Below are 15,627 nucleotides of genomic sequence, written 5' to 3' on the forward strand. Positions count from 1 at the left end.
TTATATCTTCTCTCCGTCCCACTCAATATTCGATGTAGCTGCATCCTTGAGGCTAACCCGTTTTGAAAAGCTGTCATACACCGTTTCAAGCAGGCTCAGGAAATGATAGATTATCACACGTGAATCGCGTCGGTCGTACAGCACATCATCCGCGTTTGCAAAATCCCTCGCCCAACGGCGTAATCCATTTACACCATGATACAAAGGACGGAGTAGCATCACATAGCCAATCATTTTCGGTTTCGGAGCCGTATGGTGGCGAATCATTGCTTCCTCCCCCGGCAAAAATGGAGAAACAAGCTCTTTTTGTGACAGAAAATGAAGCCCGCTTGTGGTACGGGGGTTGCACTCCAACACATACAGGGTTCCATCTGGCGATTTCATGAAGTCAAATGCCAAATGACCGGTAAATTGGAGCTTTTTCGCAATTTCTGAGGAAAATTGCTCCATTTCCAGATCCTTGACAGGCTGAAAATAGTAACCAGATGCCTTGCCCATTCGATATGCCGGCCGATAGCATGCATGAGCTTTTATGTTGCCATCCACAGCCAGATGATAACTGCAGTATTCCTCGCCCTGTATGTATTTCTGGGCGATCCAAGGATTGCTCGGATTGGGCTGAATCTGCCGAAGTTGGGAAAGGTCAGGTCCAAACAAGTTGTGAGCGGCAAAACGGCCGTATACTGGCTTAAATACATATTGTGCTGTAGAACCTTCAAACTGCTTCAGATCTTCTGCTGATTGCAAAAGAAACGTGGCAGGAGCTTGTACCCGGCATTCACTAGCAAGGCGCGAAAACTCCCATTTATTATGAAGGCAGTTCAGCTTTTCGAAGGAATCGCAAAAAACCTCACAATAGGTACTGAGCTTGTTCAGGCTACGCCCGATAAAGAAAATTTCTTCGCTGCTAGGCATTAACAGATCAATACGGTACTGTTGAATGATCTGAATCAATCCGTCGATGAACCCGTCGTAATTTTCTTTTGGGGATGGCAGAAGAAATGATCGAGTTACCGTGTTGGACCCCCTACAGACAGGATATCTCACACAATCTGCTACATAAACATCCCATCCTGATCGTCTAAATAGACGCGCCATCTCTAAAGCAGTATAGGATCGGGAGCCTGTAATCAGCATCCTCATCAATCATCACTCCACCTCACTAGATTATTCAACGCATCCACACAATTTTATAATAGTCATATATATTAACATTTTTCTCACTCAAGGTATTATTACAGATATACGGATATAGATTGTGGTTTGTTCAGTATTGCGGCCTGCTATAAATATATTAGCATCCTTATTGAATTCGAAGAAAGGAATTTTATGATGTACCAATAAGTTGTTTTTTTAAATATATGCAACTAGTTTCTAGTAAAAAGACTATCTACTTAATAGTAGATAGCCTTAAAATCGATTATGCTGTTTTAGCAATCTTTTTACTTAACCAGTCTTTTCCTTCCACCAAACGAGTAATCAACATACTTGTCACCGTGTTACCAGTGGAGTTGAGCATGGTCGCTGGTGGATCGATAATCGTAGAGATCGCAGCAATAATTGGTAGCGCCTCTGGTGGGAAACCATACAGCGATAGGATCAATAGCTCTCCGATCAATCCACCACTTGGAATTGCCCCCATGACCGTACCAACCAAAATCCCTACTCCTAAAGCAGTTAACCAATCTGTTGGTTGATTAAAATCCATTCCGAATACTCCAAATAAGAAAGCGATCTTTAGCACTCCACCCATTACCGATCCATCTTTGTGGATATTAGCTCCAAGTGGAACAGATGTTTCGCTAATATCGTTTGGAACGCCCATCTTGCGGGTTGCTTCTAAGTTAACGGGAATCGAAGCAGCACTACTACAAGTAGCCAATGAGGTAATGGTAGGAGAAAGAGAATTTTTCCAGAACGTGCGCACTCCCAATCCTTTTCCTGCCATAAATGCATAAAGCGTAAAGAAGACAAAGAAATAGATCAAAGAGAGTGGATAATAGATGAGCACTGCACGGAAGTAGTTCCCTAGTAAAGTAGGGCCAAACTCGCCCACCAATGCAGCAAAAAAGGCTCCTAATCCAATAGGAGCATAGTACATAACGAGAGTGACAATCTTCATCATCACTTCCGAACCGGAGGAGAGGAACTTAGCAAATGGCTTTCCCTTTTCTCCTGCCAAAGAGACCGCGACTCCTAGTAAAATGGAGAATAAGATCAACTGTAGCATATGATCTTTTGAGAATAGTGATCCGAAGTTAGAGACCGTAACGGTTTGTACTAATTGGTCAGCTAATGTAGTTTCTTCTACAGATTCTGGTTTCTCTAGCGGAATGTTTACTCCTTGTGCTGGTGGATATAGAACAACTGCTGCCAGCATCACTAAGCCAGATAAAACTCCAGTTAGAAGAAATGCTCCCATCATCCGAGACATAATCCGCCCCAGACGTTTTAAGCCACTCATTTGCGCAATAGAGGATGAAATGGTAAAGAAGACAAGTGGAATCACAACCGTAAACATCAAATTAAGAAAAATATCGCCGAATGGTTTTAAAACAGTAGCTTCTTCCCCTAGCCATATTCCTAGTAAGGCACCTATTACAATAGAAGATAGTAAAATCAATGAGAACCTATACGCTTTCAAACCTGCACCCCCTAATATCATAAAACTCAACTCATTTTACAATAATATGTATATATTTTAAAACAAAATAAACTAGTATTTGTTATTTCTTTTATAAGAGTGATTTTGTCTTAACTAGACATTCCAACTTTCATTTCCATCCATATATGTTTATATGTTTCTTGTTATCTTCCGAAAACTTGGACATTCCACTCGAAACAGGTACAATGAGAACATTATGCTTTTGTTAAGATAAAGGAGTCGAACATATGAAACGCGTTCGCAAGCTATTCCTGGCCAATATTCCGTTTTTTGTTTTCTTTGTCTCGCTTATCATTTTGAATCACTATGTTCCGTTTTTCGGGGATGATTTTCGTTATGCTACATACTATGGACTAGATTCAAACTTTAATGGTAGACCTCTCACTTTTGAGAACGTCTGGGAAAGCCAACTATATGACTATTTTCATTTTAATGGGCGTTTTTTTGTTAACTATGCAACAGTTTGGGTCCTTACTGCAGGTATCGAAGTGTGGAGAGTACTGAATCCATTTCTTCTCACGTGCCTTGCTTACGCCATCTTTTACACAGTCTATGTTCGATTTCCTAAAAAAGAGGATCTTTCTGTAACTTCTATTCTAGTATCTCTATTCTTTCTCTGTAACATCTATATCACGAGACAAACAATTCAATACGCAGTCGGATCGTTTAATTACGTATATCCGATGCTCTTTCTCTTTCTACTTATTTGTTTCTATCGAAGAAGAGATCTCAATCAACCTATGCATTTGTGGGCCATTCCACTTTGGGTACTAGTTGGATTCCTAGCTGGCTGGTCTCAAGAACAAATTGGTGCCTTAGCCATAGGATTTACAGGAGTTTGGTGGATTCGCCATCTCTGGCTCAAGCGCCCCTTTTCCTGGGCAACTTTGATCGTCGCTATCTTTTCCCTTCTTGGCGCTGCGGGACTCTTTTTCTCTCCAGGATCTGAACGACGCGCCTCTGCCAATGCTGACTTTTATCAGCTACCTATTTGGCAAAAAATCGCTACTTCCCTACCGGATGTGATACGCTTCTTTTTGTTTCAGCAGACAGTCTATCTCTTGCTATTTGGTATTTTGGCGGGTATCTTTTTCTATCAACAATCGAAACGACGCCTAGCGATTTTTCTTTGGATCGCAATTACTCCTACTTTTTTCTTTTTAGAAATGATGTCCGAAACGTCTCTTTATCAAGCCGTTTTACATCACCCAAGTTGGATGATCTCATACGGTTCTTTTTTATTTCTTTTGTTTTTCATTGTCGGCATCCTAATCGCTCGTACACACCAAAACTACATACCACTTGCTCTAACAATTGGTTTTCTCGCAGCAGACTTGATGATGACCCTAACTGCTGGAGCTACTGGAGGGAGAGTTGCTTTTCCTGCTATCCCCCTCGCAATAGCACTTCTCCTCTATCTATTCAAACACCTACGTCCTAATATAATACGCACTGGGTGGATGATATTATTTATCGGATATGCCGTCTTTCAATATGGACGATTAGTCGGAAATTATGAACTGAATGCCCATATTCATCGGGAACGCCAACAGATTCTCGAGGTCCATCGTGGCATGCAACAAGGAGTGATCCAAGTTCCTGCACTTCCCAATGCCTATTTTGCTGCCTATGAACTCGATGAACACTATTGGTTGATTCGAGCAGTACGCGATCATTACCAACTAGGACCGGGTGTTCATATCCAACTCGTGGATGGGAAGAGATAACACTTGGGTTTGTTGACAATGCGTTATATCATGGTTTAAGAGTGAGATATAAGAAGAGTTTAAGAAAGGGATATACGATGACTGCAAACTATCAAGTACTTCTTTACTACCAATACACTCATATAGAAGATCCAAAGAAACTGGTAGTAGAACAAAAAGAACTATGTCAAAAGCTCAACTTAAAAGGACGAATTTTAATCGCTGAAGAAGGGTTAAACGGAACCGTTTCTGGAACCATGGAGGAAACTACACGGTATATGGAAGAAATGCATCAACATCCTTTATTCGAAAATATGCCGTTTAAAATAGATTTACACGATGGACACGCCTTTAAAAAACTAACCGTTAAACAGCGTCCAGAGATCGTAGCTTGGCATATGAATGATCAGAAGGTCGACCCTAATCAGTTAACAGGTGTCCATCTCTCTCCAAGCCAGTGGTACCAAGCAATGACCGAAGAGGATGTTATCGTGATTGACGGTCGTAATGATTTTGAATATGATCTTGGACATTTTCGCGGGGCGATCCGACCAGATGTATCTACTACTCGAGAGTTTCCAGAGTGGATTCGTCAACATAAAGAAGACTGGAAAGACAAAAAAATCCTCACCTATTGTACAGGTGGAATTCGATGTGAAAAATTGAGTGGAGTCCTTCTTCAAGAAGGATTGGAAAAGGTATATCAGTTAGATGGTGGTATCGTAACCTACGGCAAAGACCCAAACGTGCAAGGGGCCTTATTCGATGGTCAATGTTACGTGTTCGATGATCGGATCTCCGTGCCAATCAATCAGAAAGAACATGTTATAGTTGGCAAATGTCATCATTGTGGATCACCAGCAGAAAAATACCTCAACTGCCGATATGATCCTTGCGATCGTCGTCATCTGGTCTGCCCTGATTGCGAATCAATCCACGGGGGGTATTGTTCCAACTCCTGCCGTAGTCAAGATACAACCACATCAAACTAGATATGATTTCGCCTCGAAGTGCTAAATGCTTCAAGGCTTCTTCTTTGTTTGGAAAATAAAATTAGGTGGCATTGGTTAGAATGACACAGATTAGGTTTAGAGGAGTATAGCATCATGACCAAGTGGTATCGACCCCAACTTACCCCGACCCAGTATCTTTTATCTGGCTTTTTTCTTATTATTTGGATTGGGGCTATCTTGCTTAACCATCCGATCAGCTCATCGGATGGTAACAGCATTGGCATCTTAAATGCCTTATTTACCTCCACTTCAGCAGTTTGCCTCACTGGTCTCGCTGTAGTGGATACTGGATCCACATTTAGCTTAATTGGTCAGATCTTCCTCCTCATTTTGGTGCAAATAGGTGGATTGGGTTTTATGACATTTGCTGCTCTATTTGCTGTCCTTTTAAAGAAAAAGATCGGACTTCGTAGTAGGTTACTCATCCAACAATCAACACAATCAATCTCGTCGCAAGGAATGGTACGTTTAGTCAAAAGGATTCTTTTTGTTGCGGTTTGTCTAGAGGGTCTGGGTACTATACTTCTTACTGCTTGGTGGCTCCCAGAGTATGGACTAGCTAAAGCATTCTATCATGCGCTGTTTCATTCCATCTCTGCATTTAACAACGCAGGCTTTTCCCTTTGGAGCGACAGCATGATGGGCCATGTAGGAGATCCTGTAGTGAATCTCATTATTATGTCTCTCTTCTTCATTGGAGGTATGGGATTCCTTGTCATCTTAGATATCTGGCACAAACGAAAATGGCGACCTCTCACGCTCCAAAGTAAAATTATTTTATCAGGGTCCCTGGTATTAACCATATTGGGAGTAATCGTGGTCACAGGCCTTGAATATACGAATCCTAAAACACTAGGAAGTATGGACACATCGCATAAACTATGGGGTGGTTTTTTCCAGGGGATTACTCCCCGATCCGCAGGATTTAACTCAATAGCAATTCATGATATGAAGCCTTCTACTCAGTTTTTTCTTATTATCTTGATGTTTATTGGGGCCGGTTCCGGATCTACAGGAGGTGGGATCAAGATCAATACAGCTGCTGTCCTGCTCGTCGCTGTTTGGTCACTTATTCGAGGAAATGAAGACGTACAACTATTCAAGAGAAGAATCGGACTTCCTAATATTTTCCAAGCTTTAGCGGTGGTCGTCATCGCAGCAAGTTTGGTTCTTCTCATAACCTTTGCACTCTCCATAACAGAAAAACCAGAAACAGACTTTCTTACCATCCTATTTGAGGCTACATCAGCTGTCAGTACCGTCGGGCTTAGTATGGGATTAACAACGGAGCTCTCCCCTGCTGGTAAAGTATTGCTGATTCTTGCTATGTATATTGGTAAGCTAGGGACCTTAACTGCTGCTTATGCCCTTGCGAAAAAACAACTATCTAGTAGGTTCCGCTACCCTCAAGAAAAGGTATTGATCGGATAAATTCTTTTATTATTCTTAGCCAAGTATACTTTATGTGTATTTGGCTTTCATTTTTTATCGTACGATGGAGATAAATAGGATAGGTCGAGAAGTTTATCTGGTACAAGTAAGGATTAAATCTTCTTTGAGTTTTTTGATAGGTTTTATTGTTTGTATCTCAAACTAGTTTAAATATTATTTTCAAATTCATATATTATCTGATTCTATAACTATGTTTTTTATTTCCCTTTTCTATTCTCATAACATTTATTGCATCTTCTTAACCTTGTAATCTGTAGGAAGAACTTAAAAAATAAAATAGTATACCTTACTCTCCCCTGTTTGAAACCATTCTTGTATGGGAAACAGTAATTGGTAATAATAATAAACCCATATACAGAAAAAGGAGACCAAAATGGATACATTTCAGTACTATAACCCAACTAAATTAATCTTTGGGAGAAATACACTAGCTTCTTTAGAACAAGAAGTACCTGTTTACGGAAAGAAAGTGCTGTTGGTATACGGTGGTGGTAGTATCAAACGGAACGGGATCTATGACCGTACCGTTCAACTACTAGAAGGAAAAGGAATTCAACTGTTTGAGCTATCTGGAATTGAACCAAACCCTCGTCTCATTACTGTACATAAAGGCATTGAGATCTGCAAAACGGAAGGAATCGATTTTATCCTTGCAGTTGGTGGTGGTAGCGTTATTGATGCTACCAAAGCGATTGCAGCAGGTGCTAAATTTGATGGAGAAATCTGGGATGTCATCACTAAAAAAGAGACGATTTCAGATGCCTTACCTTTTGGAACGGTCCTCACCCTTGCTGCGACTGGTTCCGAGATGAACTCAGGTTCAGTTATTACCAACTGGGAAACCAACGAAAAAATTGGTTGGGGATCACCTCACGTCTTCCCGAAATTCAGCATTCTAGATCCTGTTCATACCTTCTCTGTTCCACGTGATCAAACAGTCTATGGAATCGTTGACATCATGTCTCATGTGTTGGAACAATACTTTAGCGTCTCACCAAACACTCCATTAAACGAGCGTTTTGCAGAGTCGATCCTCACTACCGTAATGGAAGCAGCACCACGTCTTGTAGAGAATCTCGAAGATTATCAACTTCGTGAGACCATCCTCTATTCAGGTACAATGGCCTTAAACGGAACTCTCTCGATGGGAATGATAGGAGATTGGGGTACACACAAAATTGAACATGCTGTCTCTGCTGTATACGATATTCCTCATGGTGGTGGACTTGCAATCATCTTTCCAAACTGGATTCGCTACAATCTCCCAGCAACTGCTCCTAAGATGAAGCAGTTAGCCATCCGGGTATTTGGTGTGGATCCAACTGATAAATCTGATAAAGAAATCGCAGAAGAAGGTATTGAGCGTCTACGTGAGTTTTGGTCCAGCATCGGAGCACCTGCTCATCTATCTGAATATCAAATAGATGATAGCAAAGTGGACCTGATGGCAAGTAGAGGAGTTATCAATGGGAAAGTCGGTAACGTATTTCATTTAAATGAATCTCAAGTGGCAGATATCTTACGTATGAGCTTATAACTTAAAAGCAGAGAGACTATCAGTCTCCCTGCTTTTTTCATTTTCTGTCACTTTCCTATGCTAATTTCACTATTACAATATGATTATAATAAGAACAAAGGTGGGATGATCATGATACAAATCCGAAAAGCCGTCCCGACAGACATCGACGGAATCCTTCAAATCTATCAAAAAGAAACCCCTTCCCCCTCTCCCTTTCATATAGAATCAGAGCAAGACTTCTTTATTCCTTCTCCTTCTTATAACAAAAATACTCCTTCTCCAATACAATCCATCGAGGGATGGTGGGTCGCGTTGGATCAAGAATATATCGTGGGAGTGATCGGTGGAGAACTAATTGATTACATTAATAGTGAAATCTTTGATTTAATGCTCCATCCAAATCGACGTGGAGAGGGCATTGGTACTCAACTGCTCAAAACATTAACTGAACAACATATTGCCCAAGGTGCGTGTGAGCAATGGGTTTCTATAGACAAAAATTTTGGAACAAATGCCCCCTTCTGCATTGCTCAAGGATTTGAATATGTTCCTGAAACGTTAGAAGGTGCAAAAGAATGGGGAATTGTTTACCGATATAAAAGAACCATTGGGCCGATGAAACATCCATAAACCAGTATTTACTGGAATGGATGTTTTTTATTTATAATAATCAGAAAATGTTACCTCCCGACTCATAATAACTAGTCTTTCCTAAAATTCAACTCAAGTCTTTTTTTCAGTACTTTTGGACTATGCCTCAAAACCTTTATCCTGATAAGTTTTTAATATCTTCAACAAGTACAGATAATCCATTGTGAAAAAGATGTTGATCCCCTGGAATTGGTCGAATATTTGCCTGCGGAAGTCTCTCTGCAAAGAATTCAAGATGAGAGAATGGTACAATAGAATCGTTAACGCTGTGGTAGAGAAATATTTGAGGTATTTGAACCAGTTTTGTAGCAAAATTCTCCTGAAGAACAAAATCAATTCTTTGCCAATTTTTGTCCTTTCCCCAATATGGTGCTGCAATACTAAATAACCCAGAAATAGATTCTCTGCAAAGTTCTTCAGAAAGATACTTGAATAACACTGACCCACCTAAAGAATGTCCAATAAGAATCACTCTACCGTCTAACTGCTCAAGTTCTTGTGCGAGCTCTTCTTTCCATAATGTGTACTCAGGATCTTCAGGATTCGGCATTTTAGGATATAGTACATCATAACTAGAACCTAGCGCCTCTTTTAAATATGCTATTAAGCCACTACTTCCTTGGTATGGTTTCTGAGATCCGGCACTATGAATAAATAATACTTTCTTTTTCATGATAGGCCTCCCTTTGATCACACAGTCACCTTACCTACCATTTCAGTATATAACTCCTCATAACACGTAATAACATAATAAACAAGAGATAACTTCATTTTACAGTACATTAAACGGAAACATTTCTTTTCAATTGCTTAGTGTGCGAACTATTTGTCTGTCTTCTGATATTAGGAGTACCGCCAGCGAAACGCGAATTTACAACGTTATGGTTTTGGAACAGCAAAATAGCCGATTTTCACCACGCTAAGGGTGAAACCGGCTTTATTGCTTTAATAGCCATAATGAGTCAAATGTTTTAATAAATCTTCTCGTACCTATACTCCCGAGTAGATCCGTGGCTTTTCCTAGATATATTGAGCAGCATTGACCATTTGATGATACAAGATCCCAGACGTTGCATCTGCCATTTTTGTAAGACCGAAGTTAGTTCCCATCGCCGTGAGTGTTGCCAGAACAATCGGTTTTTCTTCGGCTTTAAGAGGACGTTGGTCGAAGCATGGATAAGCCGCTCATCAAAACCAGTCCAACTTGCCACTTCTAAAAGTAGATCTGTCCGTTTCACTCTTGGCAGCACACCGTAGAGAGTGTCGCCGTTAATATTTATCTATGATTCAAAAATCCATGCCTTTTTTAAGAGCTCGACACCAAGCTCAATTTCATCACAAGAAAGATGACCAAATCCAAGTTTAATGATTGGGTTATCGGGATTATTTTTAATAAAGTAGAGTGAAGTGGGATACACTTTTACACCATGAGAAAAAGCGCGCCCAATTAACCATTCTTCTGAACGGTTCAGGTGTAATTTGATTAATAAGTATAAACCAGACTGCTCGCCAATAATAGAAATATTTTGACCGAAGTGCTTTTTTAATTCAGAAACTAAGTGCAGCATTTTCCTCTTATAAACAAGACGCATTCGTTTAACATGGCGATTCCATTCTCCCAACTCCATAAATTTTGCCATTGTGAGTTGGCTTAAAAGCGAAGTGGGACTCTCAAAATGAGTAAAATGCTTTTTATAACGAATTAAAACTAACTCTGGCAACACCATATAAGATAAACGGATTCCCGGAAGAAATGATTTTGAGAAATTCCCTAAATAAATGACTCTTGCTGAATCAATGGAGGCAAGAGCAGGAAATGGTTTTTGTGTATAGCGAAATTCACTATCATAATCGTCTTCGATAATATATCCACACATCTTGTTAACCCAATGAATAAGCATTTGCCGTTGTTGAATAGACATGCTTACTCCAATTGGACTTTGATGGGAAGGGGTTACATAGATTAATCTTGATTTCATTTGTTCTAATTGTGAAAGATCAGCACCTGTTTCATAAACCGGCAAAGTTTCAAACATAAAACGATGGAATTGAAAAGCTTCCCTAGCACCGTCGTAACCAGGGTCTTCCACTATAATACTCTGGAATTCATCCTTCAGTATATGTCCAAGATATACAAGCATTTGTTGGGTACTACTTCCGATAATAATTGCATTTGCATTTGTTTTCACTCCACGTGATTGGAATAAATATGTGGAGATTTGTTCGCGCAGGCATTCTTCCCCAAACGGTTCTCCGTATCGAAAGCTATCCTGTAATGTTAATACTTGATTGGCAATTCTCCTCCAAATCTTCAGTGGGAAATGTGTTTGATCAACGGCATCTGCCATGAAATTAACTATCGGAGGTTTCTTGAACTCTGTTTGCTTTTTATTATGAGAGATTAATGCCTCCTGAAATATTAGGGGTTCTAACTCATTTGCAAAGTAACCTTTTCGGCCCTCTCCACGAATATACCCTTCCGCAACCAGTTGTTCATATGCCATTAAAGTTGTATTACGGCTTACATGTAAGGAATCTGCAAGTTGACGAATGGAGGGCAATGGCTCATTCGCCAAAATGTCTCCTTGTTCTATAAATGATTTAAATTTATCGTATATTTGTTTGTATTTCGGGGAGTTGTCTTTGAAGGTAAAAATGGTATTTTTCATTTATATCCCCTCTGACATGTATATTTATTTGTTATTGTACCTTTTTTTATGTCAGTTTGAATTATATCATACCGTGTAAAGGATATCTGTTGTATGTCAAAAATAGGATGGAGGAGAGTTCAAATGTATATCCCAGAGCATTTTACGATGAAAGAAGTAACTGCTGCCTACAATGTCATACAGGAGAACAGTTTTGCAACATTGTTTTCCATTCATCAAGGAATGCCCTTGGCTACACATTTACCACTGATATTGAATAAGGAAAAAACTTATTTGTACGGTCATTTTGCCCGTCCGAATCCGCAGTGGAAGGATATTCAAAACCAGACAGTCTTAACCGTTTTCCATGGTCCTCATTGTTATATCTCTCCTTCTTCGTATGAGACCAATAAAGCAGTGCCAACGTGGAATTATGTGACGGTTCATGTTTATGGAGAAGTTGAGCTAATTGAGGATGAACACGAGTTAATGAGTTCCTTGAATGATATGGTATTGAAGTATGAAGCTCCTGACAGTTCTTACAGATTGCAAGATGTAGATACTGAATTTCTCGTTGGTATGAACAGGGGCGTTCAAGGATTCAAAATAAAAATCGATAGGATTGAAGGGAAAGAAAAGGTAAGTCAAAATCATTCTTTACACAGACAAGAGCTCGTTATAAAACAGTTGGAACAGATTCCATTTCCAAACGAGCAACAAATTGCCTCCTTGATGAAAGCGAACCTTAAAAATAAAGTGTAACCTTGCTTTCATCAATCAAGGAGGAGAGCGATTAAATCATGTGCAAAAATACAACAAGGAGTTGCATTTTATGGAGTTTTCAACTATTTGGCTATTTGTAATTGCTGCTGCTACATTGTTAATAATACCTGGACCAGCTGTGTTCTATATTATGGCAAGAAGTATAGATCAAGGGAAGAAAGCGGGCCTGGTATCAGTCTTTGGTGTATCTCTTGGTGGTTCTGTTCACGTTTTAGCTGGAGCAATTGGAGTTTCTGCGATCCTTATGACATCAGCAACAGCCTTTAATATCGTTAAATACTTGGGTACTGCTTATCTTATCTATCTGGGGTGTAAGACTTTATTATCTACATCTGATAGAACGACTTCAGCAATTCCAAAAGCCCCTCGCAAAAAATTACAAAAGATTTTTTACGAATCAGCGTTCGTAGAAGTCATGAATCCTAAGACAGCACTCTTTTTTTTAGCCTTCTTTCCACAATTCATATCACCTTCTGCTGGATCAGTCACAGTACAATTTTTGCTTTTAGGAACTATATTTATTATCCTAGCTTTTATTAGTGATGGTCTGTATGCAGTTCTTGCAGCAAGTATTAGAAAGCGTATTAAAGTGAGTTCAAATTTACAGAATCGGATAACTGGTTATTTATATATTGTTCTAGGGGTATTCTCCGCCTTTGCGAGCCCCTCCAAAACATAAGAGTGTTATGATGAAATTTATCGTGTTGTGACACAACAAATAGAGATTCTACCAAGACAATACGTAAAATGAAATGGAGAGATATTTTATGCCTAGATTTATCATTGAAGATGATTTTTGGTCGTTATTCCCTCATGCAAAAATAGGCACCGTTATTTGCCAGGGGATTGATAATTCAATAAGGGCTGTTGAAATCTATGAGAAGCTACTGCAGGAGGCAGAGAAAGAAGCACATAAATTCTTAAGTCTGGAGGAATTCAGTAGTAATCCAGTCATATCCGTTTGGCGAGAAGCTTTTCAGAAATTCAAGACAAAGAAAGGGGCAAGGTGTTCCATTGAAGCTTTATTAAAGAGAGTGAAAAATGGCAATCATATCGGAACAATAAACCCACTTGTTGACATCTATAATTCAATTTCATTGCGTTATGGGCTTCCGTGTGGTGGAGAAGATATCGACACTTTTGGAGGCGATATTCGGCTAACGCAGGCAAATGGTAACGAACCGTTTATCCCATTGGGAAATAATGAAAATGCTTCGCCATATGAAGGTGAGATTGTTTATAAAGATGATGACGGCGCAATATGCAGATGCTGGAATTGGCGTGAAGCTCGGAGGACGATGCTAACAGAAAATACGAAAAATGCATTCCTTTGTATTGAATTAATAGATGAAACAAGAAGCGATGACTTTCATATGGCTCTTAAAGCATTGTCTGATTTAGTGTTACATAATCTTGGTGGTATCGTGAAGATGGAAGTGTTAGATATTAACAATAAGGAAATTACAATCTTTGGTTAAGGTCAAATAATGTATCTTCTTGAATCCAACAATGAATCGTGTTTCTTCATAATGATTAAGAGTAGAAAAAGCAGATTTCTTAAATTATAACCTTTATTCAACTGAGTACCTCTGTCGCAGAAACTATCCCCCTAACTAGATGATTGGGATAGTTTTTGGTTTTCAGTTTGAATCGCAAACTAGTTTAAAATATCAAACGATAATACTAATCATATTTGATGACATAACGTTTTACTAGTTATATCATTTCTTCAACTAACTTTGCTAGACGCTTGATTCCCTCTTCCATTCGGCCCTTTGGCTCATAACAAAATGAGAGACGCAAGTGATTTCGATCATCTGGTTGATATATGTATCCTGGATGAAGTAATACCTTTTGCGTTAGTGCTTTGGAAAATAAATGATGTATGGAAATTTTAGTGTGAAACCGAAGCCAAATGTAATAGCCGCCGGACGGGTTATTCCATGTAGCATATGGTTTTAGGTAGTTCTCTAGTAATTGAATTAAAAATTCTTTTCGCTCTCGTAGTTTAGCACGTAGTACTTGAAGATGAGGTATATGATATTTACGTCCAAACCATTCCTTAGCCACCCATTGCGATAAAATACTAGAACCATAATCAGTCTGCATTTTCAAATCAGCAAGACGATCTATTACCGTTTTAGCTCCGACTACCCACCCAATCCGTAGTCCTGGACTCACTGTTTTGGAAAGAGTTCCTATGTATAGGACATTACCACTATTAGGGCGAGCTTTAAGTGATAGTGGAGGTGGAGTCTCCCAATATAACTCTTGATAAGCTCCATCTTCGATGATAGGAAGTTGATGAAGTCGAGAAAATGCTAGAATTTCTTCTCTTCTCTGCTCTGGTAAAATGGCTCCCGTAGGGTTTTGATAGGTTGGAATGGTATACAGAAATCCCCTTCTCTTGCTAATGTCATTTGGGATTCGAACACCCAGTTCATCCAACTCCCATCCCACCATATGAACTCCCGCCGAACGAAAAATAGGAAGTGTATAGAGATAAGAGCTCTTTTCTGAGAATAGTGTCCACCCTGATTGGACAAGCCCTTGTGAAATTAGCTGAAAAGCTTGCAGAGCACCTGATACGATGAGAATGGAATCTGTTGATACATTGATCCCCAGTTCTTGAAGATATAATCGTATTTCCTCTCTTAAAAGAGACAAACCTTTCGGTTCGCCATAGCCAAAGGTGGACACATTTTCTCCTAATTCCTGAAATATTTTTTGAAACTGTTCCTTTGGAAATAGCGTAGAAGCCATCTCCCCTGTACCGAGTCGAATCATATTAGAGTCGGCTTCCATTTGATTGATCTTTTGAATGGTTGGGATATTGGGCTCCCATACTCCTGCTGAGGAATACTGTTGCCAATCTAGTACCGATTTCTGCTTATTCCAAGCATTCTGTGCCACTTTGGTTCCTCGACGACCATCTCCTTCTAGATAACCATCTGCGATTAGCTCCTCCACTGCTGTCACAACCGTACTCCGGTTCACTTGCCAGGAAGCCGCTAAATCTCTTTGGGTGGGAATCGTACTGCCTTCCGCCCATTCACCATTACTAATCTTTTCCTGAATATGTTGCTTGATTTGTCTATAAAGCGGAGTGGATTTTTTGCGATCAGGTTTCCAATTCATCCTTACTTCTGCCTTTCTCGTTTGGTTGGGTATAAAAGTTTCCCTTTGGTTG

13 protein-coding genes and 1 pseudogene are annotated in these 15,627 nt (G+C 39.7%); 8 read left to right on the forward strand and 6 right to left on the reverse strand.

Annotated features, from left to right (window positions below; all coding sequences use genetic code 11):
• Together VJ09_RS01730 and VJ09_RS01735 are read right to left on the reverse strand one after the other, a co-directional pair.
• A complete protein-coding gene (locus VJ09_RS01730; protein WP_230199072.1) occupies positions 1-954 on the reverse strand; it encodes an ATP-grasp domain-containing protein in 954 nt (317 codons plus the stop codon).
• Positions 955-1,420: 466 nt separating this feature from the next.
• Complete coding sequence (locus VJ09_RS01735; RefSeq protein ID WP_044639984.1) at positions 1,421-2,644, reverse strand: dicarboxylate/amino acid:cation symporter; 1,224 nt, start codon at positions 2,642-2,644, stop codon at positions 1,421-1,423.
• A 248-nt stretch (positions 2,645-2,892) separates the two neighbouring features.
• Between VJ09_RS01735 and VJ09_RS01740 the strand changes: the two genes are divergently transcribed.
• From VJ09_RS01740 to VJ09_RS17405, 5 genes are all read left to right on the forward strand, one after another.
• A complete protein-coding gene (locus VJ09_RS01740; RefSeq protein ID WP_044639985.1) occupies positions 2,893-4,392 on the forward strand; it encodes a DUF6056 family protein in 1,500 nt (499 codons plus the stop codon).
• Positions 4,393-4,469: 77 nt separating this feature from the next.
• Positions 4,470-5,363 carry an oxygen-dependent tRNA uridine(34) hydroxylase TrhO gene (trhO, locus tag VJ09_RS01745; RefSeq protein WP_044639986.1) on the forward strand — a complete coding sequence of 298 codons (894 nt, stop codon included), beginning with the start codon at positions 4,470-4,472 and terminating at the stop codon, positions 5,361-5,363.
• A 114-nt stretch (positions 5,364-5,477) separates the two neighbouring features.
• Positions 5,478-6,815, forward strand: a complete 1,338-nt coding sequence (locus VJ09_RS01750) for a TrkH family potassium uptake protein (protein ID WP_044639987.1) — start codon at positions 5,478-5,480, stop codon at positions 6,813-6,815.
• 394 nt (positions 6,816-7,209) lie between these two features.
• Complete coding sequence (locus tag VJ09_RS01755; RefSeq protein WP_044639988.1) at positions 7,210-8,373, forward strand: iron-containing alcohol dehydrogenase; 1,164 nt, start codon at positions 7,210-7,212, stop codon at positions 8,371-8,373.
• 111 nt (positions 8,374-8,484) lie between these two features.
• Positions 8,485-8,985, forward strand: a complete 501-nt coding sequence (locus tag VJ09_RS17405) for a GNAT family N-acetyltransferase (RefSeq protein WP_052807166.1) — start codon at positions 8,485-8,487, stop codon at positions 8,983-8,985.
• 136 nt (positions 8,986-9,121) lie between these two features.
• Here the strand turns inward: VJ09_RS17405 and VJ09_RS01765 are convergent, their stop codons facing one another.
• From VJ09_RS01765 to pdxR, 3 genes and pseudogenes are all read right to left on the reverse strand, one after another.
• Positions 9,122-9,679 (reverse strand): alpha/beta hydrolase, encoded by a 558-nt coding sequence (locus VJ09_RS01765; protein ID WP_044639989.1) that lies wholly within the window; start codon positions 9,677-9,679, stop codon positions 9,122-9,124.
• 353 nt (positions 9,680-10,032) lie between these two features.
• Positions 10,033-10,265 (reverse strand): annotated as a pseudogene (locus tag VJ09_RS17890) (Tn3 family transposase); the annotation flags it as partial.
• Between the two features lie 21 nt (positions 10,266-10,286).
• The gene (gene pdxR / locus VJ09_RS01770; protein ID WP_044639990.1) at positions 10,287-11,675 is read right to left on the reverse strand and encodes a MocR-like pyridoxine biosynthesis transcription factor PdxR; all 1,389 of its coding nucleotides are present in this window, start codon (positions 11,673-11,675) and stop codon (positions 10,287-10,289) included.
• Between the two features lie 123 nt (positions 11,676-11,798).
• Here pdxR and VJ09_RS01775 point away from each other — a divergent pair, with 123 nt between their 5' ends.
• From VJ09_RS01775 to VJ09_RS01785, 3 genes are all read left to right on the forward strand, one after another.
• Complete coding sequence (locus VJ09_RS01775; RefSeq protein ID WP_044639991.1) at positions 11,799-12,416, forward strand: FMN-binding negative transcriptional regulator; 618 nt, start codon at positions 11,799-11,801, stop codon at positions 12,414-12,416.
• 70 nt (positions 12,417-12,486) lie between these two features.
• Positions 12,487-13,116: a LysE family translocator gene (locus VJ09_RS01780; protein WP_044639992.1), complete on the forward strand. Its 630-nt coding sequence runs from the start codon at positions 12,487-12,489 to the stop codon at positions 13,114-13,116.
• Between the two features lie 88 nt (positions 13,117-13,204).
• Entirely contained in the window at positions 13,205-13,915 is a 711-nt protein-coding gene (locus VJ09_RS01785; protein WP_044639993.1) for a B3/B4 domain-containing protein, read from the forward strand.
• 238 nt (positions 13,916-14,153) lie between these two features.
• Here the strand turns inward: VJ09_RS01785 and VJ09_RS01790 are convergent, their stop codons facing one another.
• Positions 14,154-15,575 carry an aminotransferase-like domain-containing protein gene (locus VJ09_RS01790; RefSeq protein WP_044641512.1) on the reverse strand — a complete coding sequence of 474 codons (1,422 nt, stop codon included), beginning with the start codon at positions 15,573-15,575 and terminating at the stop codon, positions 14,154-14,156.
• Positions 15,576-15,627: the final 52 nt, after the last annotated feature.

This window comes from Risungbinella massiliensis (assembly GCF_000942395.1).
In the GTDB taxonomy this organism is placed as follows: domain Bacteria; phylum Bacillota; class Bacilli; order Thermoactinomycetales; family Thermoactinomycetaceae; genus Risungbinella; species Risungbinella massiliensis.